A 22,202-nucleotide genomic window follows, 5' to 3' on the forward strand; every position below is an offset into this window, starting at 1 on the left:
GCATGCCGCGAGGACACTATAGACATTCCAAATTTTAGTCCTTTCGATAGATCCAAGAGTATTGGTAGGTTTTCTGTTCAACCCTGTGGGTTCGACGCCTGTAACTACCCCAGTCCTGGCCGGAACAGTAAGTGCATATCCCTGTTGTTTGAATTTGCATACCATCCAATCCTTCGGCTTCTAGCAAATAAAAACAATACATCGGGAGATCCAACCATGCCTCGCCATGGCTGACCGGTGCTCGAAGCCCGCTGTCAACCAATTTTGACCTTTGAGGTTCACGTGACCAAGGTGCTGACCTGCCACACCACAGATGCCCATGTATCTGCTCAATTTTATCAACAAGTTGTGCCCCGACCTCATAGCAACATGATTGTATGGAAGGACCAAACGCAACCCGCAGGCCGCCTAAGGAGACGCCGGCGAGTCGGAAAGTACTGAAGGAATTCTCGATAATTCCAGCCGCCAGTCCTTGCCAACCACCATGTATTGCTGCAACGAACTCATCCGTTTGAGAAGCTATAAGAATGGGCAAACAATCTGCCGTCACAATGCCGATAGGCCGCCCCGTGCGTGTGAACACTGCGTCACCTGCAATGGTACCCGCAGTCTCCTCCTCACCTACTTCAATTACGACAGCACCATGTTTCTGAGCGCAATAGAAAAACCCCCTAGGCGTACAAGTATCACGCACAGCTCCAAATGAATGAGCAACAGGTAAAGCGTCAAGATTATCAGCGAAAAAGGCCATCTTCAACTCCCATTAGAGCCTCAGCCGTATTTATAACAGTACTGGAACTCAGAATCAAAACAGAATTTACTGTAGACCGGTGGCGTCAGGCGCAAATATACAATTCTAACCAAACTTCAATGCTTGCTCATTGCGCACGCACAAGTCGTGCCAAACTCAACTACCAAATCTTGTAGGTGCGGCCTCACTGAACTGCATCTATAAACCTACTTACACAAGCAGACCCTTACAATCTTGGTGAAATTGACAAAGGTGCAAGGAAGTCCTATGACCCAACATATAGAAAATTTCAAAATACGTTGTGGAAATGTGACGTTGCTCGGTCAGCGCTGGACCTGCAAGAAGCCGAAGAAGATACTTTTGATTATGCACGGAGCAGGAAACTCAAGTGGTAAGGGTTTCTACAACCTCCAAACATACCTACACGCCCACAATTATGACTCGATTAAAAGTTGAATAATGAGTGGGAGCGGTCTACCTGGCTTGTGCTTAGTCGCAACAGGCGCTAAACAGCCATTTGTACCGGACGGAACTGGGCAGAGGTCATCGCTGGCCATGTCAGAATCCTTAAAATACCTGCCACTCTCCGAGTAAATCTGACTATCGATCAAGAAATTACGATGTGCTTGTCATTGGCCTCTTGGCAACAAGGACGTTGAGATTCTCCGCTCTACTGGATCATGCTGAAGGGCATAATTTTAAAATTCTGAGCATTTACCGACAGGAAAACGCGATACAAGGATCAGTCACAGAGCCCCTCACCCAGCACCCTCAGCCCAACAACCAGCGCATCAACCAACACCCGAACCTTGGGCAGCGCCTCGCGACTTTTGCTCCAGGTCAGGTGGATCTCCATCCCGTCGCAGGCCAATTGCGCAAGCACCTCGACCAAGGTCCCGTCTTTGAGCTGCTGCTCCACCAGCCACCGTGGCAACTGCGCGATGCCGCAGCCAGCCAACGCAGCCATCGTCAAGCCCTCGCCATTGCCCACCACCAGAGGCGGGTTTACCTGGCTCCTGTGCGTTGCGCCCTGTTCGCCCGCAAAGCTCCAGGGATGGATGCTTCCATCCACCCAGCCATAGGCAATGCAATGATGCTGCTCAAGGTCGTGTTCGGATTGCGGAGTGCCATGACGGGCCAGATAGTCGGGGGATGCACAAAAAATATGCCACTCGCGCCCCAGCAGGCGATGCCCGACCGATTCCGGCCAGGTGTTCGCGCCCCCGATGCGCAGCACAATGTCCGCGCCTTCCTGCAGCGGATCGATAAAACCATCGCTGAAGGATATGTGCGGCATCAGCAAGGGATGATCCTTCGCGAACTGCAAGAGGATCGGCAGCACCCGGGTGCGCCCAAATGCACCCGGCAGGTCAAGGCGCACACGGCCGCGAGGCTCGGTGTTTTCGCTCTGGAGTGACAGCTCAGCCTCTTCGAGATCGGCAAGCACGCCCTTGCACGTACGCAGGAATGCGACCCCGGCGTCGGTCAGCGACAGCCGCCTCGTTGTACGGTGGAACAGTTGCACCCCCAGGCGTTTTTCCAGCCGGGCGATGCCTTTGCTGATGGCCGAGGCCGTCAGGTTCATTTTCTCCGCAGCCGCCGTGAAACTGCCGAACTGTGCGACGCACACAAATACATCGATACCTTTCAAGCGTTCGGAGGAAAACATATGCACCCTGTATTCATGAATTCAGTTCATGTGCTTCGATAAAAAGCATCCTAAATCAGAACCCAGGGCAACAGTAAACTGGGAATCAACACATTGATGATGGTTCTCGAATGCTGGCCACGCTTAAACGCTATCCCTCCTCCATTAACCTGCTGCTGGGCGCGTCACTGTTGTTGACCCTCGCCCGCGCGATCACCTTGCCCTATCTGGTCATTTACTTGTCGGGCCACTTTGGCTTGAGCGTCGCCGATATCGGCCTGGCGATCGGCAGCACGCTGATCATCGGCTCGCTGCTGAGCCTGTATGGCGGCTTCCTGGTGGACAGGATGTCCAGTTACCAGCTCATCCTCATATGCTGCGGCGTGTTCAGCGGCGGATTTCTCGGTGCGTATCTGGCACCCGTCCTGTGGCTGTTCTACCTATGCCTGGTGCTGATCAACCTGGCGTATGCCGTTATCGACATCGCAGTGAAATCCGGATTTGGCAGCCTGCTCCCCATGGACCGCCGCAGCGAAGCGTTTTCCATCAAGTACACACTGACCAATATAGGCTACGCCGTCGGGCCATTTCTGGGAGCCGGGGTGGCGGCCCTGGACATGAGCCTGCCCTTTTTGCTGTCGGCGGGACTGGGCGTCGGGTTTTCCTTGGTCTACTTCGTGTGGGGTGACAGGCGCCTGACGAGTGCCGGCCCGGGCCTGCAGCCGACGCCATTCCTGGCAGTCGGCAGGTTGTTGCTGCGTGACTACCGGCTGGTGTGCTTCACCTTGGGCGGGTTGCTCAGTGCCGTGGTTTTCGGCCAATTCACGGCGTATCTCTCGCAGTACCTCGTGGTCACCACCACACCCCAAGAGACGTACCGGATTATCAGTACGGTAGTGGCGACTAACGCCTTGATGGTGATCAGCCTGCAATACAGCATCGGCAAACGGATCAGCCACCGACACCTGAACCTGTGGCTCGCAGGGGGACTCGGCATGTTCATCCTGGGGCTGGCAGGTTTTGCACTGTCGACCACTTTGCTGCTCTGGGTCCTTTCCATGGCCATTTTCACCGTCGGTGAAATCATCGTATTCCCGGCGGAATACATGTTCATCGACAACATCGCACCGAGTCACCTGCGGGGCATGTACTACGCAGCTCAGAACCTGAGCAACGTCGGCGCAGCACTCGGGCCGGTCCTTTGCGGAATAGTTCTGGCCATGCAACCTGCGCACTACATTTTCTACATGCTTGCGATGTTCGTGATAGCCGGGGGAATGCTCTACTTGCTGGGGGTGTCCATTTCAGCAGCGGTTACGACCGAAGTTGAGAATTAAATGCCCAAACCCTGCACAATCACCGGCTTTTTTCTCGACAGGAAACCCCCATGCAAAGGATTGTGATTCTGGGCAATGCCGGTAGCGGCAAATCCACTCTGGCCCGCGCTTTAGGCCAACAGTTGAGCTTGCCCGTTGTGCCATTCCTACATACCCTGGCCGCTGCCCCAGGTACCTGCCGCGTTACAACCCGATAGGGCTGCCGCCTGGCAGCTTCAGCGGGCTGGATCGAACCCCTTCCCGCTCCACAGGTCTGCTCTTGTATCACTCCTTTGGAATCACACCCATGTCCGCTCACCAGAGCCTCGTCGTCCTTGCACGGGGCGGTTACGCCGCTCGAGGCGTCATCTATTTGATCATCGGCATCTTCGCCCTGCTCGCCGCCCAGGACTCGACAAAACCCAAGGACAGTCACCGCAGCCTCGAGGCATTGCTGAGTCAGCCATTCGGTTATGTACTGGTCGGCCTGGTGGTGGCCGGACTGCTTGCCTTTGCAGCCTGGCGGGTACTGCAAGCCGTGCGCGACGTTGATCATCACGGCAGCAAATTCAAGGGGCTGGTGATTCGTGCCGGCTTGCTGGCAGGAGGCCTGGTCAACGGGGCGTTGGCCTTTTTTGCCCTGGGCCTGCTGGTCAGTGGCCTCAAGAGTTCTGGCGGTGATGGCGGTTCGCAAACCAAGGACCTGTTGGCGCAAATTCTGTCCTGGGAGCATTCGAACCTGCTGATCTACCTGATCGCCCTCATCCCTTTCGGCGTGGGCATTGCTCACCTGATCAAGGGCTGGAAGGCCACGTTCGAGAAGTACTTTGAAGCCGATGAAGACGTCATGCGTTACGTCCGCCCCGTCTCGCGCTTCGGTTTGATCGCCCGGGGTGCGGTGTTTCTCGAAATTGCTGTTTTGTTGGCGATCAGCGGTTCCAACTACAAGGCCATGGACCCACCGGGGATGAAGGACGCCCTCGATGCCTTGCAGAACCTACCGGCCGGCGCTGTGCTGTTGATGGTGATGGCCCTGGGGTTGATCGCGTTCTCGGTCTACAGCTTTGCCGAAGCCGCCTGGCGCAAGATCAACATGGACGTACCTGGAGTGGCCGGCAGGTAGGGCTGGCCATTCGATAATAAGCTTGGGGAGCAAGGCTTGCCCGCGATGAGGCCGGGATTTATTGATCCAGGCCTGCCGAAAATTCGGCACAATCGATCTCTTCCAACAAGAGTATCCCCCATGCTGATCGATGAAGAGCTAACCCTGAAAAAACTCGAGGTGTTCCTGGCTTTCATGCGCACGGGCAACCTGGCTCGGGCCGCCGCCGAGTTACAGACCAGCAACGTCAGCGTGCACCGCGCCATTCACTCGCTCGAAAGCGCCTTGCGCTGCCCGCTGTTCAAGCATGAGGGCCGCAACCTGACCCCACTGGAAAGCGCCTATGTGCTGGAAGAGCGCGCGCAGAAGCTGATTCAGGACGTCGTCGAAAGCGTGCGCCTGACCCGTGAAGCGGCAGGCTTTTCCGCCGAGCGATTCAAGTTGGGCTCGCTGTACTCACTGACTGTGAAGACCGTACCGCAGCTGATCATGGGCCTGAAGATTCGCCGCAGCGAACTCAATATCGACCTGATCCTGGGCTCCAATTTCGACCTCTTGTACAAGCTCAAGAACATGGAAGTCGACGCGATCCTGGTGTCGCTGGATGACAGTGTCAACGATCCGGACTGCGAGCAGATCCCACTGTTCTCGGACGATATCTTCCTGGCCACGCCCGCCGAGTCGACATTCGCCCAGCGCGCAGAAGTCGACCTGGCGGAAGTGCGCGATGAAACGTTCATCACCCTCACCCAGGGCTTCGCCACCCATCAGGACGGCAATCGAGTATTCAAGCAAGCGGGGTTCGAGCCGAAAGTGGCCATGCAGGTCAACGACATTTTCACCCTGCTGAGCATGGTCAGCTCGGGGGTGGGTTATGCGTTGCTGCCGGGGAGGATTGCAGCGGTGTATGAGAATCGGGTGAAGTTGATTCCGTTGCAGGCGCGGTATCGGTTGCAACAGCACATCGGGGTGGTGTTCCTGAAGGCCAAGGAACGCGACCCGAATTTGCTGGCGTTGTTGGCGGAGTGTCGGATGTATGCCAATCGGCATGCTTGACACCGGGGTGAATCAATCGCGAGCAAGCTTTGCTCCCACATGAATTGCACTTTGCTTCTGTGGGAGCAAGGCTTGCCCGCGATGGCGTCAGAGCGGGTTAACCGACAATCCCCCGAACAATGAAGTACAGCAACGAAGGCCCAAGCAGGCACCCAAGCCCGGTGTGGAAAGTCGCCGTCAGCGCCCCATAAGGCACCAGCCGCCGATCAGTCGCAGCCAACCCTGCCGTCACGCCGCTGACCGTGCCGGCCAGCCCGCCGAAGACCATGGCTGAGCGCGGGTTATCCAGGCCCATCCAGCGCGCTGCCATGGGGGTGCCGACCATCACCAGGATCGCCTTGATCAGGCCGGTTGCAATCGACAGCGCCACCACATCCGAGCTCGCCCCAATGGCCGCGCCGGTGACCGGCCCGACGATGTAGGTGACTGCACCGGCGCCGATGGTGGTCATGCTCACCGCATCGCGATACCCAAAAGCCCAGGCAATGCTCGCCCCGACGATGAACGGCAGGATCGTGCCCAACAACAACGCAATCACCCCGATCAGCCCGGCTTTTTTTGCCTCGGTGGCTTGCACTTCAAACGCCGTCGCGACGATTGCAAAGTCACGCAACATCGCGCCACCCATCAAACCGATACCGGAGAACAATGCAAGATCCGCCAGGCCTTTCTGCCCCCCTGTGAGGGTGCCTCCGACCCACGCCAGTACCAGCCCGATGACGATGGCAATCGCCGAACCATGGATCCGCCCAAACGTCAGGCGCTTGGACAACACCACCGACACCCACATGATCACGCCAACAAACGCAAAGGCGGTAATCAGTCCGTTATGCTCAAGGCCTTTCTCGATGAGGTCCCACATATCAGCGACCTCCCACTGGCGTGCCGACCGGGCTCAGGGCCTCAGGCTCGTCGGGCAAGGGCTCACCTTTATGAGTCCGGCTGATCAAGGCAATCGTTGCGCCGCAGATCACCACCGAACCGATCGCCGCCAGCACCGCCACCGGGCCACCGTGCAGCGCCGCGACGACGTTCTGTTGGGCTGCCATCGCGACCACCACGGGGATGTACATGGCGCCCCAGAAGCCGACGCCCATCTCGCAATCCTTGGTCATGCCGCCGCGTTTTTGCATCCACAAACGTGCGCAGATCAACAGGATCATCGCGATACCCACACCACCCACGTTGGACTTCACTCCCAGCATTACGCCGAGCATGTCACCCATGATCACCCCTGCCAGCGTACAGATCGCCAGCAACGCCACACCGTAAATAATCATTGTTGTAGTTCCTCAATGTGCATCGTCGAATGTTGTTTTTGTTGTTCGAAGGCCTGAGCGTGGTCTAGGGTTGGCGGCTTCCCTCCTCATGCATCAGCAGCTGCAAGGTGTCGAGGCGCGCACCCTCGAAGGCAATCACCGTGCCCTGTTCAAATACCCGTTTTGCCAGGCCGGTCAGCACCGCACCGGGTGGCATTTCAATCTGCAGGCGCACCCCGCGCTCATAGGCGCTTTGCACGGTGCCGCGCCAATCGACGACGCGGCACATGTTGAAGGCCAGGTCATCACGCAAGGCTTCGGTGTTGATGATTGGCCGTGCGCGGCTGCCACTGAGATAGCTGGTTTTCGGGGTGTTCAATTGCACCTTGGCAAAGGCTTCAGCCAGGGTTGCCGCAGGCCTGTCGAGCAACGGGCAATGGGAAGGAACGCTGACCGCCAGGCGCCTGACCAGGCCCGCCCCGTGAGCCTTCGCCAGTACAGCGACCGCCTGCATGGCGTCATCGCTGCCGGCAATGACCACCTGGTTATCGGCGTTGATGTTGGCCAGATACACCGGCGAGTCGGCTCCGTGAACCTGGGCTACCAGGGTTTCTAAGCGCGCCAGATCGAGCCCGATGATCGCGGTCATGCCGTAACCGGCCGGGTAGGCCTGTTGCATCAGTTCACCGCGCAGGCTGACCAGATGCAGTGCATCGGCAAAGCTCAAGGCACCGGCCACAACCGCAGCGGAATAGGCGCCAATGGACAAGCCGGCCACGTAATCGGGCGCTGTCGCCAACTGGCGCGAGGCGGTAACTGCAGCGATCAGCAAGCACAGTTGCACCGCCCGCGTCGACTTCAGGGCCTGCACTGAATCCAGCAGCAGGACATCTTCGCCGAGCACTGCACTCGCTTCGAGTACAGTCTCGCGGGGCAGCCGCTGGAGCATCCCCGGCTGCTGGGTGCCCTGCCCCGGAAACACCAGCAAACTGCTCACGCTGCCTGCTCCCGCTGGTTCCATGGATCTGCAGTCAGGCAAGCACCACAGGCCTGTTTGAGCAATACCCGGTCCGAGCGCCCAGCCCATTCGCGCAATGCCACCGCGCCCAAGGGGGTCTGCAACTGCATATCCACCGGGCATGCTGCGCTATCCAGAATCTTCAACAACTCCCGGGCCTGGAGCCGAGGCAACGGCTCGGGCGTGCGCAGGATCAAGTCCAGGTCACTGTGCGGGTGCAAGGCCAGCGCTGCGCTGGCGAGATGGAACCTGGCGCGGGCCAGTTCGAACCCGACGCTGGCCAATTCGAACCCGGCGCTGCCGCTCACCCCCCAGACCCAACCGCAGTCATCAAGCATTGGCCGCAGGTGCTTCAGGGCATGCAGCGCTGGCAGGTCGCGCTCGCTCGAAACATGACACAGCGATTCGGGTTGCACCCGCTGACGAACCGAATCAACCCGCATGCCCGCTGCAAAGCGGTGTTCACGCAAACGCCCACGCACCCCGACCGGTATTTCACCCGCGGGACCCAGCGCTCGCCGCACCACCACCGGGTGCCCTGCGCGGATCGAATCGAACACCCACTCAGGCGCGTCTGCCGGCAGCTGCTGCACAGTCATGCCCCAGAGCAGATCGTGGGCCAGATACCCGTTCACCACTGAGCCCTCAGCAATTGGCGAACCTTGCTCGAAGCCTCACGGTTAGTCGCACCCAGACGACTGCTCAGGTCGCGAATGCCGCCAGCCACATCGGCAACCGCCAGACCCAGGCACTCCGTCACCCGCGCCACATCGTTGGCGGTGGGCCGCTCGATCTGCTCCACCGACAGGGTTTCCCACAGCAGACCGAGGCTGGCGTAGCTGTCGATGTCATACGCCATGGGCGGCACGCTGGCGGCCAGGGTTTCCAGTTCTTCGACGCTGCGAAGTGTCACCCGGGCGGCCGATGCCTTGCCCATCGCATGCACCATCACGCCCGGATCACGCAGGGCAATCAAGCGGTTGGCCTGATAGCCGTGGGCCAGAAAAGCCCCGGACATGGCCTTGCCCACCAGCAAGCCAATCACCGCATGACCAGCCAGACGGGCGCGGGCGTAGCTGTCCGCCGCCCCGGCCAATGCCTGGTGAATGCCCAGCGCCTCTTCGCGCCGGCCATAGGCCTGGCTTGGGACATCGACAATGGCGATCACCGCGCGTTTGCAAGGTTTATCCTGATCGGCTGCGATCAGTTCATCCACGGCACTCGCCAGGCCCCAACCCTCCAGCAGCCCCACTTCGCCGTTACGGGCCCGGGGAAAGCGGTTGTGCGGATCGGCCACTACTGCGATAAAGCGCGCGGCCTTACCACCCAGCTCCGCGTCTGCAACTCGCAACGATGGCGGCAGCCCCTCAAGCATTTTTGCGCCTGCACTCAAGGCTTGGAACCAATGCAGGCCGCGTAGGGAATACGAACTCATGAGCGCTCTCCTCGGTACAGGTCGCGAACCGTTGCCGGCTCGATTTGCGGTTCGGTGTCCAGTTGCGCCAGACGGTGCAGGAACAGCGCCGCCTGCTGGCTGCGCCGCCGGGCCGGCAAACCCTGTTGGAGTAATTCACTGATGTGCTGCTGGATCTGCACCACGTCGTCGGCGACATAGCGGTCCGCCAGGCCGCTGGCGAAACGTTGTTCGCCACCGGTGAGGCTCCAGATGAAGGGCCGATCGCGGGAATCGTATTCCTCAAGTCCGGCTTCCTGCTCGATCACTTGCGGGCCGTTCAAGCCCAGACGTGCTTCGCGCGTAACCACCAGATAACTGCACAACCCGGCCGCGATCGACATCCCGCCAAAACAACCGACGCTGCCCGCCACCACGCCCACCACCGGCTGGTACTGCTGAAGATCGACAATCGCTGCGTGGATATCGGCGATCGCCGCCAGGCCCAGGTTGGCTTCCTGAAGCCTTACACCGCCGGTTTCCAGGAGCAGCACGGCGCGGGTCGGCACCCCGTTACGGTTGTCCTCTGCGGCCAGCTCCAGGGCGCCGGCCATTTTTGCGCCGCCGACTTCACCCAGGCTGCCGCCCTGGAAAGCGCCCTCGATGGCGGCAATCACCACCGGCAAACCGTTGAGAAGGCCCTTGGCGATGACCACGCCGTCATCGGCCTGAGGCACCACACCCTGGCGCGCCAGCCACGGCGACATGACTCGCTGGAACGGGTCGAGCAATTCGCGAAACGTGCCGGTATCGAGCAACGCTTGGGCCCTTTGCCGGGCACCCAGTTCGACCAGGCTGCATGAGTTGGCCAACGTGGTTAAGTCAGTCATGGCCGATCTCCTCGAAGCCCTGTTCCAGGCGCAAGCGCACCACGCCGGGAGTGGCGCCGAAATCATGTATTTCGATGGCCATTGCCGGGTAGGCCTGCCCCTCGAACATCCGGGCAAACAGGTGTTGCCAACGCTGTTCACTGCCATTGACCGAGGTTTGCACGGCGATGGTCAGTTTGCCGGCCTGACCCGGCTCGATCAGCACTTCAAGGTCCCCGGAGCCGACACAGCCCACCAGGGTACGGCCGCGAGGCGGCTGCCCGGCGGGGAATTCAAACGATAAGGTTTCCATCAGAACGCTCCCTGAATCATGCCGTCGCCAGATGCGATACGGTCGAGCAGCAGGCAGGCTGCGAGCAAGTCCGCGGCGCCGCCGGGCGAGGCATTCAATGCGATGAGTTGTTGGTCGAGTTCGTGCAGACGGCGACGCCCGGCAAGACTGGCGCTGCCACCAGCGTCGAGCACCGCCCGAGCGCCCTGCTGCATGGCGTGTAAACCCGGTTCGCCGGCGCGATAGAGCACGCAGGTATCGGCCAGTTGCGCCATGATCGCCAGCAACGCGTCGAGCCGGGCATTCTGCTCACCATGGCCGGCGTCGCGACTGCGTTGCAGCTGCGGCAAAGCCCGCTGGATCACTGCCGGGAAACCCGCCTGTGCCTCTTCCCGCGCACCGCGAGCGCCGTAACGTTGTGCCACCTGGGCGCCATGGCTGAGAACACGCGGTGCATCAGCGTCATCCAGCAACGCCAGCCGCGCCGCACGTGCAGCCACCGCATGGGCAGCCCGGGATTGCGGCGCGAGTGCTGCGGACGTGACCAGCAATCCCAAGGCCCAAATCCCGCCTCGATGAGTATTGATTCCGCCCGTGGTGGCGAGCATCGCTCGCTCGCCTTCCCTACCAATGCGGCCAATCGCTTCGCGCAGGGGCAAGCCCACTTCGCCGAATTCGATAGCGGCTTCGGCCATTTCCTTGAAGGCCGGCCACAGGGTCAGCGCCGAGGCGTGCATCAGCCCCAGGTGCAGGTCGGTGTGAGCGCCGTTACCGCGACGGTCGACCAGAGCGGGTTTGGGCGACAGGTCAGCTTCATCGATCAACGCCTCGACGGCCAGGTCCGCCAGCCGCTCGGCCAGTGTCACGGGTTTGGCTTGCAGGTTGAATGCGTGCATTACCAGCTCCTGAACTTGGCGGGCGGGTTGTAGAGGCCACCGGACCAATCCACCAGGTCCGCGACACTTTTGGCCGCGAGCAGTTGGCGAGTGGCGTCGGTGCGACGGATGCCGAGGTCTTCAGGCAAGGCGATCAGACCTTCACGGCGCATGCGCGCAGTGTCCTTGGGGTTGTGCCGCAGGCCGATGGCAGTCACCCCGGCGACGGCGGCGATCATCGCCTGGCGCTCTTCCAGGGAACGCGCCTTGTACAGATAGGCGATGCCTTCTTCGGTCAGCAGGTGCGTGACGTCGTCGCCGTAGATCATGATCGGCGCCAGCGGCATACCGCTCTTCCTGGCCACTTCCACTGCGTCGAGGGTTTCGACGAACGTGGGCTTGCCACCCTCCTGGAAGGTTTCAACCATTTGCACCACGAGCTTCTTGCCGCGTTCGAGCATGGCTTCGGGCGCATCGCCGTGACGCATGTCGAGCCAGGCCGGGGTGTCATGACGACGCCCGCGGGGGTCGTGGCCCATGTTCGGCGCGCCACCAAAACCGGCCAGGCGCCCGCGGGTCACGGTCGAGGAATGGCCGTCACCATCCACCTGCAGGGTCGCGCCGATGAACAGGTCCACGGCGTATTGCCCGGCCAGTTGGCAAAACATCCGGTTGGAGCGCAGGGAGCCGTCGCGCCCGGTGAAAAACACGTCCGGCCGCGCAGCGATGTAGTGTTCCATGCCCAGTTCGGTGCCGAAGCAGTGCACGCTTTCCACCCAGCCGCTTTCGATCGCAGGGATCAGGGTCGGGTGCGGATTGAGGGTCCAGTTGCGGCAGATCTTGCCCTTGAGGCCAAGGGACTCGCCGTAGGTCGGCAGGATCAATTCAATGGCGGCCGTGTTGAAACCGATGCCGTGATTGAGCGACTGCACGTTGTGTTTTTCGTAGATGCCGCGAATCGCCATCATCGCCATCAGCACGTGCACCGGCTTGATATGCCGCGGGTCACGGGTGAACAGCGGCTCGATATAGAACGGTTTGTCGGCGACTACGACGAAATCGACCCAGGACGCCGGGATGTCGACGCGCGGCAACTCGCTGACGTCGTCCACCAGTTGATTGACCTGGACGATCACAATGCCGTCGCTGAACGCGGCAGGCTCGATCAGGGCGGGCGTGTCTTCAGTGCTGGGCCCGGTGTAGATATTACCGGCACGGTCGGCCATGAAACCGGCCGACAGCACGACGTTGGGGATCAGGTCCACCACCAGCCGCGCATAGAGCTCGATGTAGGTGTGGATCGCGCCGATTTCCAGCAGGCCGTCTTCCAGCAACTGGCTGATGCGCAGGCTCTGGGTGCCGGCAAACGAGAAGTCGAGCTTGCGGGCGATGCCGCGTTCGAAGAGGTCCAGGTGCTCGGACCGCCCCACGCTGGGCATGATCATGTGCAAATCATGCAGTTTCGCCGGATCGGCCTGGGCCAGGGAGCGGGAGAGGAAATCCGCCTGCTTTTGGTTATTGCCTTCCAGAACCACGCGATCGCCGGGCAGGATCAACGCTTGCAGGGCTTGGACGATCTTCTCGGTGGGCAGCACCGCGCCGTCGGCTAAATCCTTGACCAGCTCCAGACGCCGCTGCTTCTCGCTGCGTCGCCGCGTCCATCGCGGGTCGGGGGATATTGTTGTTGTCATGACCACTCCAGAGGTTCGCTGTCGTGGTCTCACCTTAGGAGTGTTGCGGGGGTGCATCAATCAAGCACAGCGACGAACCGTTACGGTTAGCGTAACGATTCACCGCTGAACCAGGCACTCAGTTGTGGCGCAGTATCGAAAAGTTCAGCGCACTGGCTACGCACAGCCAGATGAGATACGGAAACAGAATCAAGCCGGTGATTAGGTCAAGGCGCAAAGCCAGCACGACCATCGCCGCGACCACCAGCCACAGCAGCGAGATGATCACCATCCCGGCGAAGATCCGGTGGGCGCCAAAGAACACCGGAGTCCAAAGCGTATTCAAGGCAATTTGTGCCGCCCACAGGGCCAGTACCACCTGGCTTCCGGGCATCAGGCTCAAGCGATACCCCGCCCAGGCGAGCAACAGATAGATAATCGACCAGGCCACAGGAAACAGCCATTTTGGCGGCGTGAAGCTGGGTTTGTTGAGTTCTTCGTACCATTGCCCGGGTTTGAAAATGATCCCGGTGCTCGCCGCAGCACCGCAGGCTATGAGAAATATTAGAAAGGTCATCATCTGTCCTTAGCTGAGGCCAGCTATCTGGTTTGGAAAAGCCGTGACGGCAGTCTCAGGGTTGGACAACCCGGGGAAGCGAAAAAGTCTGCGGGGGGCAATTGTTTTTCACCGGCCTGGCTCACCCCAGCAACGCGGTGATCCACCGGGCCTGACGGGCCAGGTCTTGCACCTTGTGCTCCGCGACGCCCTTGCGCGCCATGGCGAAGCTGCCCAGGGTCTTGTGCTTTTGCTGCAGCAGACGCTGCCACTTGGCCAGGAACAACGGGCTGCGGGCCTGCATCTGCAGCGGGCCGAAGTACAACTCCTGGGCAGAATATTGAACCGGTACATCCCGTTCGGCCACGATGATTTCGTAATAGAAGCGGTTTTCCTGCAGCAGCTCCTCGCAGAGGATGCGGTAACCGTTGTCCATCAGCCATTGGCGCAATGGCGGCTCGCCGCCGTTGGGTTGCAGGATCAGGCGCTCGTGACCGCCGAGGTGCGCCTTGCCGTCTTCGAGAATGTCGCGAATGGTCTCGCCGCCCATGCCGCAGATGCTGATGGCCGTAATCCCGTCACCCGGCTCGATCGCTGCCAGGCCATTGGCCAGGCGCACGGTGATGTGCTGATCCAGATCACTTTCACGCACGGGGCGCTCAGCCGAGAGGAACGGCGTCAGCGCCACCTCACCCGCGACCGCGGCCGCAATCACCCCACGGCGCATCAAGGCCACCGGCAGGTAGCCGTGATCCGAGCCGATATCCGCCAGGCGCGCCCCGGCCGGCACTTGCGCCGCAACGCGCTCAAGACGCATGGACAGTGTATGTTGGTTCAACTGCGGTTCCTTCTTGCACGGGTATCCGGGCCGTAGCCGGATCGGGATGCGATTGTGTCGGCCAATGGTATGGATTTCAATAAGCGGCGGTCGTCGGATCAGTGGAACCACTGAAGAGTCAAATTCATCCAACATCGATATGCATAATCGCCACCGGTTTACGCCGTTCGATTTCAATGATGACTTTCAGGGATTGACGCTTTGAGAAGAACCCGAGCTGGCACGGCGAACGACACAAGTGATGGCCCGGTTACTGCCCAACCACGATCGTGGCGGACATTCGCACTGCCAGGCAGCATTTTCCTGACCGGAGTCGTCCTCTCCGTCACCCTTGGCACCCTGGATTCACGAGAAGAATCCCAGGCGGCGAGAGCCCAGGTAATGTCCACGCTGGCCAATATCAGGGCGCACCTTGAGAGCGAAGTGCGCTCAACGTTTGATGTGACTGAAGGCATTGGCCAGCTGGTGAGAGTAGATGGTGAAATTTCATCTGCTCATTTAGACGGAATGTCCCTGCAGGCGATTTCATCCCAGCCGCATATTCGCCACATTGCGCTGGCGCCTGACGACGTCGTGCGCAATATCTTTCCGCTGGAAGGAAACCGCAAAGTCCTGGGGCTGGACTATCGCAAGATTCCTGAGCAATACAGGGCGATCGAGCGATCTCGCGAACAAAAAGAAGCGCTTTTGGCTGGCCCCGTACATTTGGTTCAGGGCGGCCTGGCATTTATCCATCGTCGACCCGTTTTCATCAGCCACTCTGGCGGCGAAGAAACTTACTGGGGCAATGCTTCAGTCGTCGCAGATGTGCTTCAACTGCTCACTGCCAGCGGTATCGTTGACAATAAAAACTTGCAACTGGCCCTTCGCGGAGAAGATGGAACAGGTGCAAGCGGCGCGATGATCTACGGTGCGCCTGAAATATTCGAGGGTGACGCAGTCACCACGTTAGTTGATGTTCCAGGTGGCCAATGGGAGCTCGCGGCGCTGCCGCAGCAGGGCTGGCCGGCGAGTTCCCTGTTCAAATCGCCGCTGTTTCTGGTGGCCCTCACCTGCACCGGCTTGTTCACCTTTTTCGCCGCGCAACTGAGCAAGAGCCATCTGCTGGTTCGCCAACGCCATGCTCAATTAGCCCACGAGGTTGAAGAACGGCGGACGCAGAAAGCCCTGTTGCTCGACATCGTCGACAACGCCCCATCACTCATTTACGTCTACGACACTGAGGGCAAACTTCGACTGTGCAACCGCATGTTCGAACAAGCTGCTGGCCTTACTTTCGAGGAAATGGAGGGCAAAACCCGCGAAAGTTATCTGCCCTTTACCGAGGCCAAAACCCTGCGCGAAAACGACCAACACGTGATTTCGAGCGGCGGCAGTTTACGATTTGAGGATCAGGTCAAAAAACAGGGTATGACGCGCACCTACCTGACGACCAAGTGCATTTTGAAAGGGCCAAGTGGGCAGGCTTCAGGGGTGCTGGGGATTTCCACCGACATCACCGAAATCAAACAACGCACCGAGCAGCTGCGTCTTGCGGGAATCGTTCTGGACAACACCGCTGACGGTGTGATCATCACCAATGCACGCGGGCATATACTCTCGGTCAACGCAGCCTACATGAAGATTTCAGGCTTCAGTGCCGAGGAGTCCATAGGCTTGAAGCCGAACATACTCATCACTGACAAGCAAGACAACGCCTTTTACCGGCAGATTCTCAAAAGCCTGAAGACCAGCGGTTTGTGGCGCGGCGAGCTATGGAACCGGCGAAAAAACGGCGAGCTTTTTCCGGAATGGCTGACCATCAACGCTGTTTACAATGAAGATGGCAACGTCAATAACTACGTTGCGGTCTTTTCGGACATTTCAGCGATCAACCAATCGCAATCCGATCTGGAGCGAATGTCCCATTACGACCCGGTGACCGCCCTGCCCAATCGAGCCTTGTTCAATGAACGGCTGCAGCATTCCCTCGATTTGTCGCTGAGCTATAACCAGTTCCTGGCAGTGGTGGTGCTGGATCTTGATGGCTTTAAAACAGTGAATGACAGCCTGGGTCACTCCCTTGGTGACCTGCTTCTGCAACTGGCATCGTCCAGGTTCCTGGCGTGTGTGCGTTCAGAGGACACTGTGTCCCGTCTGGGAGGTGATGAGTTTGCGCTGATACTGAACAATCTTGCCCACCCCACCGACGCCATCATCGTTGCAAAAAAACTCCTGGTATCACTTCAGGAACCCTTCGATTTAAAAGGCACTTCCACCTTGGTGACGGCAAGCATCGGCATATCAGTGGCGCCCCACGACGCCGAGACGCCTGAGCAATTACTCAGGCAAGCGGATACGGCCATGTACGGCGCCAAGGAGGGGGGACGCAACGACTACCGTTTTTACCAGCCTGAAATGACCTTGCGAGCCCAGGAAAGACTCAATGGCGAGCGCTTCTTGAGGCGTGCAGTGCTCAACCATGAATTTGAAGTGTGGTATCAACCAAAAATCAACCTGCTGGACAATACAGTTGCAGGCGCCGAGGCGCTCGTTCGCTGGCGCGATCCTTTACAGGGCCTGATTTTCCCCGGCGAATTCATACCTTTGGCGGAAAACACCGGTTTGATCATTCAGATCGGCGAGCAAGTGATCGAAATGGTCTGCAGGGATATCAGGCGCTGGGCTGATCTGCAGATAGTGCACGGTGTCATCGCCATCAATGTGGCGCCTCTGCAAATCGACCGCAGCGATTTCGTCGAAACCCTCAAAAGTGCCTTGCGAGCCTTCGACTTGCCCGCGCATGTGCTGGAGGTAGAAGTTACTGAAAGCCTGATGATGGCCAGTCCCGAGCATTCCAGGGAAGTCCTCGGCACGTTGCAAGGACTTGGCGTAACCACTTCCATCGACGACTTTGGCACAGGCTACTCATCGCTGGCGTACCTCAAGCTCTTACCCATTGACCATCTGAAAATCGATCGCAGCTTTATTTCCGATCTACCCAACGATTCGCGCGATGTGGCGATCACCAAAACCATCGTGGAATTGGGGCATGCCCTGGGCTTCAAGATCATTGCCGAAGGCGTGGAAACCGAAGCGCAACACAGCTTTCTCAAGCAGACAGGCTGCGATCAAGCACAGGGGTACCTGTATGGCCGGCCAATGCCTGCCGCAGATTATGAGGCCTGGCTGAATGGACGACAGTAGTCGGTCCTGAATACGTCAACGACACTTTTGAGCTGAGACGTTTCAGCCGTTGCCCGGATAATCGCAGGCTAACGGATGAAACGTCGAGGTTCAGCATGACAAGCGCCGCCGCAGAGCAGGTCAGCCCGAAGACCCTGAGAAAAGTGATAGTCGCCGCCGCTATCGGCAATTTTGTCGAGTGGTTTGATTTTGCCGTCTACGGCTTTCTGGCAACGACCATCGCCCAGCAATTTTTCCCCAGTGGCGATGCGAGCGTCGCACTGCTGAAAACCTTCGCCGTGTTTGCCGTGGCCTTTGCGTTTCGGCCCCTGGGCGGGATTTTCTTTGGCATGCTGGGGGACCGGATTGGGCGCAAGCGCACCCTGGCGATGACAATCCTGCTGATGGCCGGCGCGACGCCCCTGATAGGTTTGTTACCCACGTACGCGGCGATTGGTGTCATGGCCCCGGTGCTGTTGAGCCTGATCCGCTGCGCCCAAGGGTTTTCCGCCGGCGGTGAGTACGCGGGTGCCTGCGCCTATCTGATGGAGCATGCGCCTGATGACAGACGGGCCTGGTATGGCAGTTTCATCCCGGTGTCGACCTTCGCGGCGTTCGCCTCGGCGGCGGTGGTGGCTTACGCGCTCGAAGCGTCCTTGTCCGCTGAAGCCATGGGCAGTTGGGGCTGGCGCCTGCCGTTCCTGATTGCCGCGCCGCTGGGGCTGGTAGGCCTGTATCTGCGCTGGAGGCTGGATGAAACGCCGGCTTTCCAGGCCGTGACCCAACAGCATGCGGTGGCACACTCCCCGCTCAGGGACACGTTTCGCGACCACGGCAAAGCCATCTGCTGCCTGGGCGCCTTCATCTCGCTGACGACCCTGTCGTTCTACATGTTCACCACCTATTTTGCGACGTACCTGCAAGTTGCCGGCGGCCTGGGTCGGGCAACAGCGTTGCTGGTGTCGCTGATCGCCCTGATTTTTGCCGCGCTGATTTGCCCGCTGGCCGGGTTGTACTCCGACCGGGTGGGGCGACGGATGACCGTAGCGAGCGCCTGCGTGCTGTTGATTGTGGTGGTGTACCCGGCGTTTCTGATGGCCAGTTCCGGGTCGTTTACCGCGTCTATCCTGGGCGTGTTGCTGCTGGCGATTGGCGCAGTCTTGTGCAACGTGGTCACCGCGGCATTGCTCTCGGAAACCTTCCCGACCCGCACTCGCTACACCGCGTCGGCGATCACCTACAACATGGCCTACACCCTGTTCGGCGGCACCGCGCCGCTGATGGCGACCTGGCTGATCAGCACCACCGGAAGCAATCTCTCGCCGGCGTTCTACCTGATCGCCATTGCCTTGCTCGCGCTCGCCGGCGGCCTGGCCCTGCGCGAGACTTCAAGGATTTCGCTTCACGATATTCCGACAGGCAACGTTTCCAGCAGCGCCTCCAAACTCATCGGTTTGGCAAAATAATACCCCTGGGCTTGCGTCGCTCCCATTTCGCGCAGCAAGTCCAGCGTCGCCTGGTCCTCGACGCCTTCGGCCACCACGCTCAGGTCCAGCGATTCGGCCATGCGCACAATCGCCCGCACGATCGCCCGGCTGCGCGGGCTGGAGGTGAGTTCGAGGATGAACGACTTATCAATCTTCAAGCCGCTGAATCGGTACTGGTGCACATAGCTCAGGGAGGAGAAACCGGCGCCGAAGTCATCGAGCACCACCGACATGCCGTTGTCGGCCAATTGCTGCATGGTCAGTCGGGCTATCGCCGGCTCCGCCACCAGCGCGCCTTCGGTCAGCTCCAGGCAGATGCGCGAAGGCGCGACCTGGTGGCGGGCCAGCAGGGCCAGGACATCACTGGCGAATTCCGGACGCGTCATGCTGTAGCTGGAGCAGTTAACGTGCACCGGCGGCCAGTTGGCGTGCTCCGGTTGGGCGAGTATCACCGCAATGCAATTGAGCATGTACAGGTCCAGGCGACCGATCAGGCGCAAGCCCTCGACATCCGGCAGGAACTCGCCCGGCCCGATTACCCGGCCCCCAGGCTGATGCCAGCGAATCAGCGCTTCAAGCGCCAGCAGTTCGCCGGTTGCGACGCTGACGATCGGCTGGAAATACGGCAGCAACTCATCGGTGCGCTTGAGCGCGTTGCGTAGCGCCCCTTCGCGCTCGACCTGGTCCGAGACTTCACGGCGCACTTCCTGGTTGAACACCGCAAAGCTGTCGCGCCCGGCACTCTTGACCCGGTACATAGCCGCATCGGCATCGCGCAGCAAGTCCGCCGGCTCGTGATGGAACTGACTGTCGGCGCTGACGATTCCGATGCTGCAGGATGAAAACACCTCAAGGCCGTTGATGAAAAACGGCAGGTCGAACGCCACCAGAATCCGCTCGGCGATGTCGATCACCACTTCCAGCGGCGCGTCCGGTGCCAGCACCGAAAACTCGTCGCCGCCCAGGCGCGCCAGCAGGTCAGTCTCCCGCAGGCAACCCCGCAGGCGTTGCGCGGCCTGCATTAACAGCAGGTCGCCGAAGTGATGGCCGAGGCTGTCATTGACCATCTTGAACCGGTCGAGGTCGATGAACATCACCGCCAGATGCCCGCCTTCGCTGCCGAACCGCGACCAGGCCACGCCAAGACGCTGCTGCAGGCAAGTACGGTTGGGCAGCCCGGTCAGCGCGTCGTGCAGGTTCTCGTGCTGCAGCTTGGCATTGGCGTGATCAAGCTCACGGGTACGGTTCTGTACCCGGGCTTCAAGCTTGAGGTTGGCGGCATGGATCGCCTCGGCTGCCGTACGACGCGACAACGCCGTGTCGATGTGCCGCGAGACGAACGTCAGCAGCTCCTGATCGCGCAGGGTATAGCGCACCTGCGAGGTATAGCTTTGCACCGCGAGCACACCCCGTACCACATCGCCATCGAACAACGGAATACCGAGCCACGAGTAGGAACGCATATGCGCCTCGGCGAGTTCGGTTTCATGGGTGGCGGACAAGCGCTCGGCCTCGGCCGAATCCACCAGGCATGGTCGCCGCTGGCGGATCACATACTCGGTCAAGCCCCGGCGCCCACGGCGTGCCAGCGGGCGGGTGGTCTGGCGCTCATCGACATAATAGGGAAAGGTGACTTCGCCGTTGGCGTCGTCGAACAGTGCGATGTAGAAGTTGTGGGCGAACAGCAGCTCACCGACGATGCCATGCAAGGTCTCGAACAGCTCGGTCATGTCCCCCGGCCGGCTCGACAGTTCGGCGATCTGGAACAGCGCGCTCTGCAGGTGTTCGGCGCGTTCGCGATCCGCCACTTCCTGGCGCAGCGCGTCGTTGAGTGCCGACAGCTCAAGGGTCCGGCGCATCACCGTCGCTTCCAGGTCCTCGCGGTGCAGAATGCGGTCCAGCGCCATGGCCACGTGACGGGCCACCACCAGGAACAGCGCGCGGTCCTCAGCGCTGTAGGTGCGGGACACCTCGTAGACCTGCATGGCCAGCATGCCGAACACTTCATCAGAGGCATTTTTCAGCGGCGCGCCCATCCAGAACTCCGGACGGTCTCCCACGCAGTAGAAGCGACCTTCCTCCTGGGCCGCGAGCATGCCGGCCGCGTCGATCAGCAGCGGCTGGCCACTGGTCAACACTTGCCCGGTCAACGACAGGTGCGCGGGATCCAGGTACTCGTAGTGTTCGGCCTCCACGGCATCCACATCGATGATGTCGACGTAGTACGGGTAGTCGATCTTGCCCGTGTGCGGGTCGTACAGCGCGAGATAGAAGTTCTCGGCGTCGATCAGGCTGGCCAGCAGCCGGTGCACCCCCACCAGGAATTCGAAACGGTCGCGGGTCGAACTGGCCAGGTAGGTGATTTCATAGAGCACTCGCTGGGTAATCTGCGCGCGCGCCAGGGTGTTGGTCTGCACCTCGATGCCCAGGCGCTGGGCAAACTCGGCCAGCGTCGGGTCGGCAGCATCATCCTGAGGCGCCAGTACCCACCCCAGCACCGTTTCGCCCCGGCCGGTTGGCCAGCGGTGCAGGCGCCGGGTCCGGCAAAACGCTTCGAAGTCTTCGTTGGCAACAATGGCCGGCCAATGTTCCTGCGGCTCGCCCTGCCCGACCAGATGCAGTTGCTCACCGGCGCGGTAAACAGCCCAATGGCGTGTGTGGGCAGCGCTGCGCGCCGAATCGAGCAGTCGTTCTATCGCGTCATGCCCGCTCGCCGGAGCCCGGCTGAGCGGGTCTGCGGGGCGTGGCGGCTGAGCGGCATCGGCTGCGCGTTCGCTCGATGGCTGCGGGGAGCCGTGCAATGGATCAAAACTCATTAACGCTCCCTGGGCCAGAAACCTGGCGATACCCACCTACGGATTGCGAACAACGTGCCGGCGAGCATCCCGTTTAAGGCGTTTAGGAGTT

The 22,202-nt window shown here is 60.1% G+C and carries 19 protein-coding genes and 1 pseudogene; 6 read left to right on the forward strand and 14 right to left on the reverse strand.

Features of this window, described 5'->3' with window-relative positions:
* Nucleotides 1-34 precede the first annotated feature (34 nt).
* Together IMW75_RS07335 and IMW75_RS07340 are read right to left on the reverse strand one after the other, a co-directional pair.
* Nucleotides 35-751 carry a purine nucleoside phosphorylase YfiH/LACC1 family protein gene (locus IMW75_RS07335; RefSeq protein ID WP_205892215.1) on the reverse strand — a complete coding sequence of 239 codons (717 nt, stop codon included), beginning with the start codon at nucleotides 749-751 and terminating at the stop codon, nucleotides 35-37.
* Between the two features lie 742 nt (nucleotides 752-1,493).
* Nucleotides 1,494-2,420 (reverse strand): LysR family transcriptional regulator, encoded by a 927-nt coding sequence (locus IMW75_RS07340; protein WP_205892277.1) that lies wholly within the window; start codon nucleotides 2,418-2,420, stop codon nucleotides 1,494-1,496.
* Between the two features lie 110 nt (nucleotides 2,421-2,530).
* Here IMW75_RS07340 and IMW75_RS07345 point away from each other — a divergent pair, with 110 nt between their 5' ends.
* From IMW75_RS07345 to IMW75_RS07355, 4 genes and pseudogenes are all read left to right on the forward strand, one after another.
* Nucleotides 2,531-3,736 carry an MFS transporter gene (locus IMW75_RS07345; protein WP_205892216.1) on the forward strand — a complete coding sequence of 402 codons (1,206 nt, stop codon included), beginning with the start codon at nucleotides 2,531-2,533 and terminating at the stop codon, nucleotides 3,734-3,736.
* 50 nt (nucleotides 3,737-3,786) lie between these two features.
* A pseudogene (locus IMW75_RS27325) lies at nucleotides 3,787-3,909 on the forward strand (AAA family ATPase); the annotation flags it as partial.
* A 113-nt stretch (nucleotides 3,910-4,022) separates the two neighbouring features.
* Nucleotides 4,023-4,838, forward strand: a complete 816-nt coding sequence (locus tag IMW75_RS07350; protein ID WP_205892217.1) for a DUF1206 domain-containing protein — start codon at nucleotides 4,023-4,025, stop codon at nucleotides 4,836-4,838.
* A gap of 120 nt (nucleotides 4,839-4,958) precedes the next feature.
* Entirely contained in the window at nucleotides 4,959-5,873 is a 915-nt protein-coding gene (locus tag IMW75_RS07355; RefSeq protein ID WP_205892218.1) for a LysR family transcriptional regulator, read from the forward strand.
* A 97-nt stretch (nucleotides 5,874-5,970) separates the two neighbouring features.
* On the opposite strand, the gene madM is transcribed toward IMW75_RS07355, so the two are convergent.
* The 11 genes from madM to IMW75_RS07410 form a co-directional block, all read right to left on the reverse strand.
* Nucleotides 5,971-6,735, reverse strand: coding sequence for a malonate transporter subunit MadM (madM, locus tag IMW75_RS07360; RefSeq protein WP_045059600.1), 765 nt, complete (start codon nucleotides 6,733-6,735; stop codon nucleotides 5,971-5,973).
* A gap of 1 nt (nucleotide 6,736) precedes the next feature.
* The gene (gene madL / locus IMW75_RS07365) at nucleotides 6,737-7,153 is read right to left on the reverse strand and encodes a malonate transporter subunit MadL (protein ID WP_045059599.1); all 417 of its coding nucleotides are present in this window, start codon (nucleotides 7,151-7,153) and stop codon (nucleotides 6,737-6,739) included.
* A 64-nt stretch (nucleotides 7,154-7,217) separates the two neighbouring features.
* Nucleotides 7,218-8,129, reverse strand: coding sequence for a malonate decarboxylase subunit epsilon (gene mdcH, locus IMW75_RS07370; protein ID WP_205892219.1), 912 nt, complete (start codon nucleotides 8,127-8,129; stop codon nucleotides 7,218-7,220).
* A complete protein-coding gene (locus IMW75_RS07375; RefSeq protein ID WP_205892220.1) occupies nucleotides 8,126-8,788 on the reverse strand; it encodes a malonate decarboxylase holo-ACP synthase in 663 nt (220 codons plus the stop codon). Before IMW75_RS07375 ends, mdcH begins: the two co-directional genes overlap by 4 nt.
* Entirely contained in the window at nucleotides 8,782-9,585 is an 804-nt protein-coding gene (gene mdcE, locus IMW75_RS07380; RefSeq protein ID WP_205892221.1) for a biotin-independent malonate decarboxylase subunit gamma, read from the reverse strand. Before mdcE ends, IMW75_RS07375 begins: the two co-directional genes overlap by 7 nt.
* The gene (locus IMW75_RS07385; protein WP_045059595.1) at nucleotides 9,582-10,433 is read right to left on the reverse strand and encodes a biotin-independent malonate decarboxylase subunit beta; all 852 of its coding nucleotides are present in this window, start codon (nucleotides 10,431-10,433) and stop codon (nucleotides 9,582-9,584) included. Before IMW75_RS07385 ends, mdcE begins: the two co-directional genes overlap by 4 nt.
* Nucleotides 10,426-10,725, reverse strand: a complete 300-nt coding sequence (locus IMW75_RS07390) for a malonate decarboxylase subunit delta (protein ID WP_045059594.1) — start codon at nucleotides 10,723-10,725, stop codon at nucleotides 10,426-10,428. Before IMW75_RS07390 ends, IMW75_RS07385 begins: the two co-directional genes overlap by 8 nt.
* The gene (locus tag IMW75_RS07395) at nucleotides 10,725-11,600 is read right to left on the reverse strand and encodes a triphosphoribosyl-dephospho-CoA synthase (RefSeq protein WP_045059593.1); all 876 of its coding nucleotides are present in this window, start codon (nucleotides 11,598-11,600) and stop codon (nucleotides 10,725-10,727) included. Before IMW75_RS07395 ends, IMW75_RS07390 begins: the two co-directional genes overlap by 1 nt.
* Nucleotides 11,600-13,270: a malonate decarboxylase subunit alpha gene (gene mdcA / locus IMW75_RS07400; RefSeq protein WP_045059592.1), complete on the reverse strand. Its 1,671-nt coding sequence runs from the start codon at nucleotides 13,268-13,270 to the stop codon at nucleotides 11,600-11,602. Before mdcA ends, IMW75_RS07395 begins: the two co-directional genes overlap by 1 nt.
* A 118-nt stretch (nucleotides 13,271-13,388) precedes the next feature.
* Complete coding sequence (gene tspO / locus IMW75_RS07405) at nucleotides 13,389-13,826, reverse strand: tryptophan-rich sensory protein TspO (protein ID WP_045059591.1); 438 nt, start codon at nucleotides 13,824-13,826, stop codon at nucleotides 13,389-13,391.
* 121 nt (nucleotides 13,827-13,947) lie between these two features.
* Nucleotides 13,948-14,643 (reverse strand): tRNA (adenine(22)-N(1))-methyltransferase, encoded by a 696-nt coding sequence (locus IMW75_RS07410; RefSeq protein ID WP_336512412.1) that lies wholly within the window; start codon nucleotides 14,641-14,643, stop codon nucleotides 13,948-13,950.
* 381 nt (nucleotides 14,644-15,024) lie between these two features.
* Between IMW75_RS07410 and IMW75_RS07415 the strand changes: the two genes are divergently transcribed.
* Together IMW75_RS07415 and IMW75_RS07420 are read left to right on the forward strand one after the other, a co-directional pair.
* The gene (locus IMW75_RS07415; RefSeq protein ID WP_209012747.1) at nucleotides 15,025-17,829 is read left to right on the forward strand and encodes an EAL domain-containing protein; all 2,805 of its coding nucleotides are present in this window, start codon (nucleotides 15,025-15,027) and stop codon (nucleotides 17,827-17,829) included.
* 95 nt (nucleotides 17,830-17,924) lie between these two features.
* Complete coding sequence (locus IMW75_RS07420) at nucleotides 17,925-19,274, forward strand: MFS transporter (RefSeq protein ID WP_205892222.1); 1,350 nt, start codon at nucleotides 17,925-17,927, stop codon at nucleotides 19,272-19,274.
* Here IMW75_RS07420 and IMW75_RS07425 read toward each other — a convergent pair.
* On the reverse strand, nucleotides 19,211-22,111 hold the full coding sequence (locus tag IMW75_RS07425; protein WP_205892223.1) for a bifunctional diguanylate cyclase/phosphodiesterase: 2,901 nt from the start codon (nucleotides 22,109-22,111) through the stop codon (nucleotides 19,211-19,213). The genes IMW75_RS07420 and IMW75_RS07425 overlap by 64 nt on opposite strands.
* Between the last annotated feature and the right edge of the window lie 91 nt (nucleotides 22,112-22,202).

The sequence above is a fragment of the Pseudomonas gregormendelii genome, assembly GCF_017114825.1.
GTDB classification, from domain to species: Bacteria; Pseudomonadota; Gammaproteobacteria; order Pseudomonadales; family Pseudomonadaceae; genus Aquipseudomonas; species Aquipseudomonas gregormendelii.

Coding starts and splice junctions, on each gene's coding strand:
- IMW75_RS07390 (WP_045059594.1), bottom strand. CDS start 10,725: ATGGAAACCTTATCGTTTGAATTCCCCGCCGGGCAGCCGCCTCGCGGC.
- IMW75_RS07355 (WP_205892218.1), top strand. CDS start 4,959: ATGCTGATCGATGAAGAGCTAACCCTGAAAAAACTCGAGGTGTTCCTG.
- mdcE (WP_205892221.1), bottom strand. CDS start 9,585: ATGAGTTCGTATTCCCTACGCGGCCTGCATTGGTTCCAAGCCTTGAGT.
- IMW75_RS07345 (WP_205892216.1), top strand. CDS start 2,531: ATGCTGGCCACGCTTAAACGCTATCCCTCCTCCATTAACCTGCTGCTG.
- madL (WP_045059599.1), bottom strand. CDS start 7,153: ATGATTATTTACGGTGTGGCGTTGCTGGCGATCTGTACGCTGGCAGGG.
- IMW75_RS07340 (WP_205892277.1), bottom strand. CDS start 2,420: ATGTTTTCCTCCGAACGCTTGAAAGGTATCGATGTATTTGTGTGCGTC.
- IMW75_RS07385 (WP_045059595.1), bottom strand. CDS start 10,433: ATGACTGACTTAACCACGTTGGCCAACTCATGCAGCCTGGTCGAACTG.
- mdcA (WP_045059592.1), bottom strand. CDS start 13,270: ATGACAACAACAATATCCCCCGACCCGCGATGGACGCGGCGACGCAGC.
- tspO (WP_045059591.1), bottom strand. CDS start 13,826: ATGACCTTTCTAATATTTCTCATAGCCTGCGGTGCTGCGGCGAGCACC.
- IMW75_RS07395 (WP_045059593.1), bottom strand. CDS start 11,600: ATGCACGCATTCAACCTGCAAGCCAAACCCGTGACACTGGCCGAGCGG.
- madM (WP_045059600.1), bottom strand. CDS start 6,735: ATGTGGGACCTCATCGAGAAAGGCCTTGAGCATAACGGACTGATTACC.
- IMW75_RS07415 (WP_209012747.1), top strand. CDS start 15,025: ATGTCCACGCTGGCCAATATCAGGGCGCACCTTGAGAGCGAAGTGCGC.
- IMW75_RS07335 (WP_205892215.1), bottom strand. CDS start 751: ATGGCCTTTTTCGCTGATAATCTTGACGCTTTACCTGTTGCTCATTCA.
- IMW75_RS07425 (WP_205892223.1), bottom strand. CDS start 22,111: ATGAGTTTTGATCCATTGCACGGCTCCCCGCAGCCATCGAGCGAACGC.
- IMW75_RS07420 (WP_205892222.1), top strand. CDS start 17,925: ATGACAAGCGCCGCCGCAGAGCAGGTCAGCCCGAAGACCCTGAGAAAA.
- IMW75_RS07350 (WP_205892217.1), top strand. CDS start 4,023: ATGTCCGCTCACCAGAGCCTCGTCGTCCTTGCACGGGGCGGTTACGCC.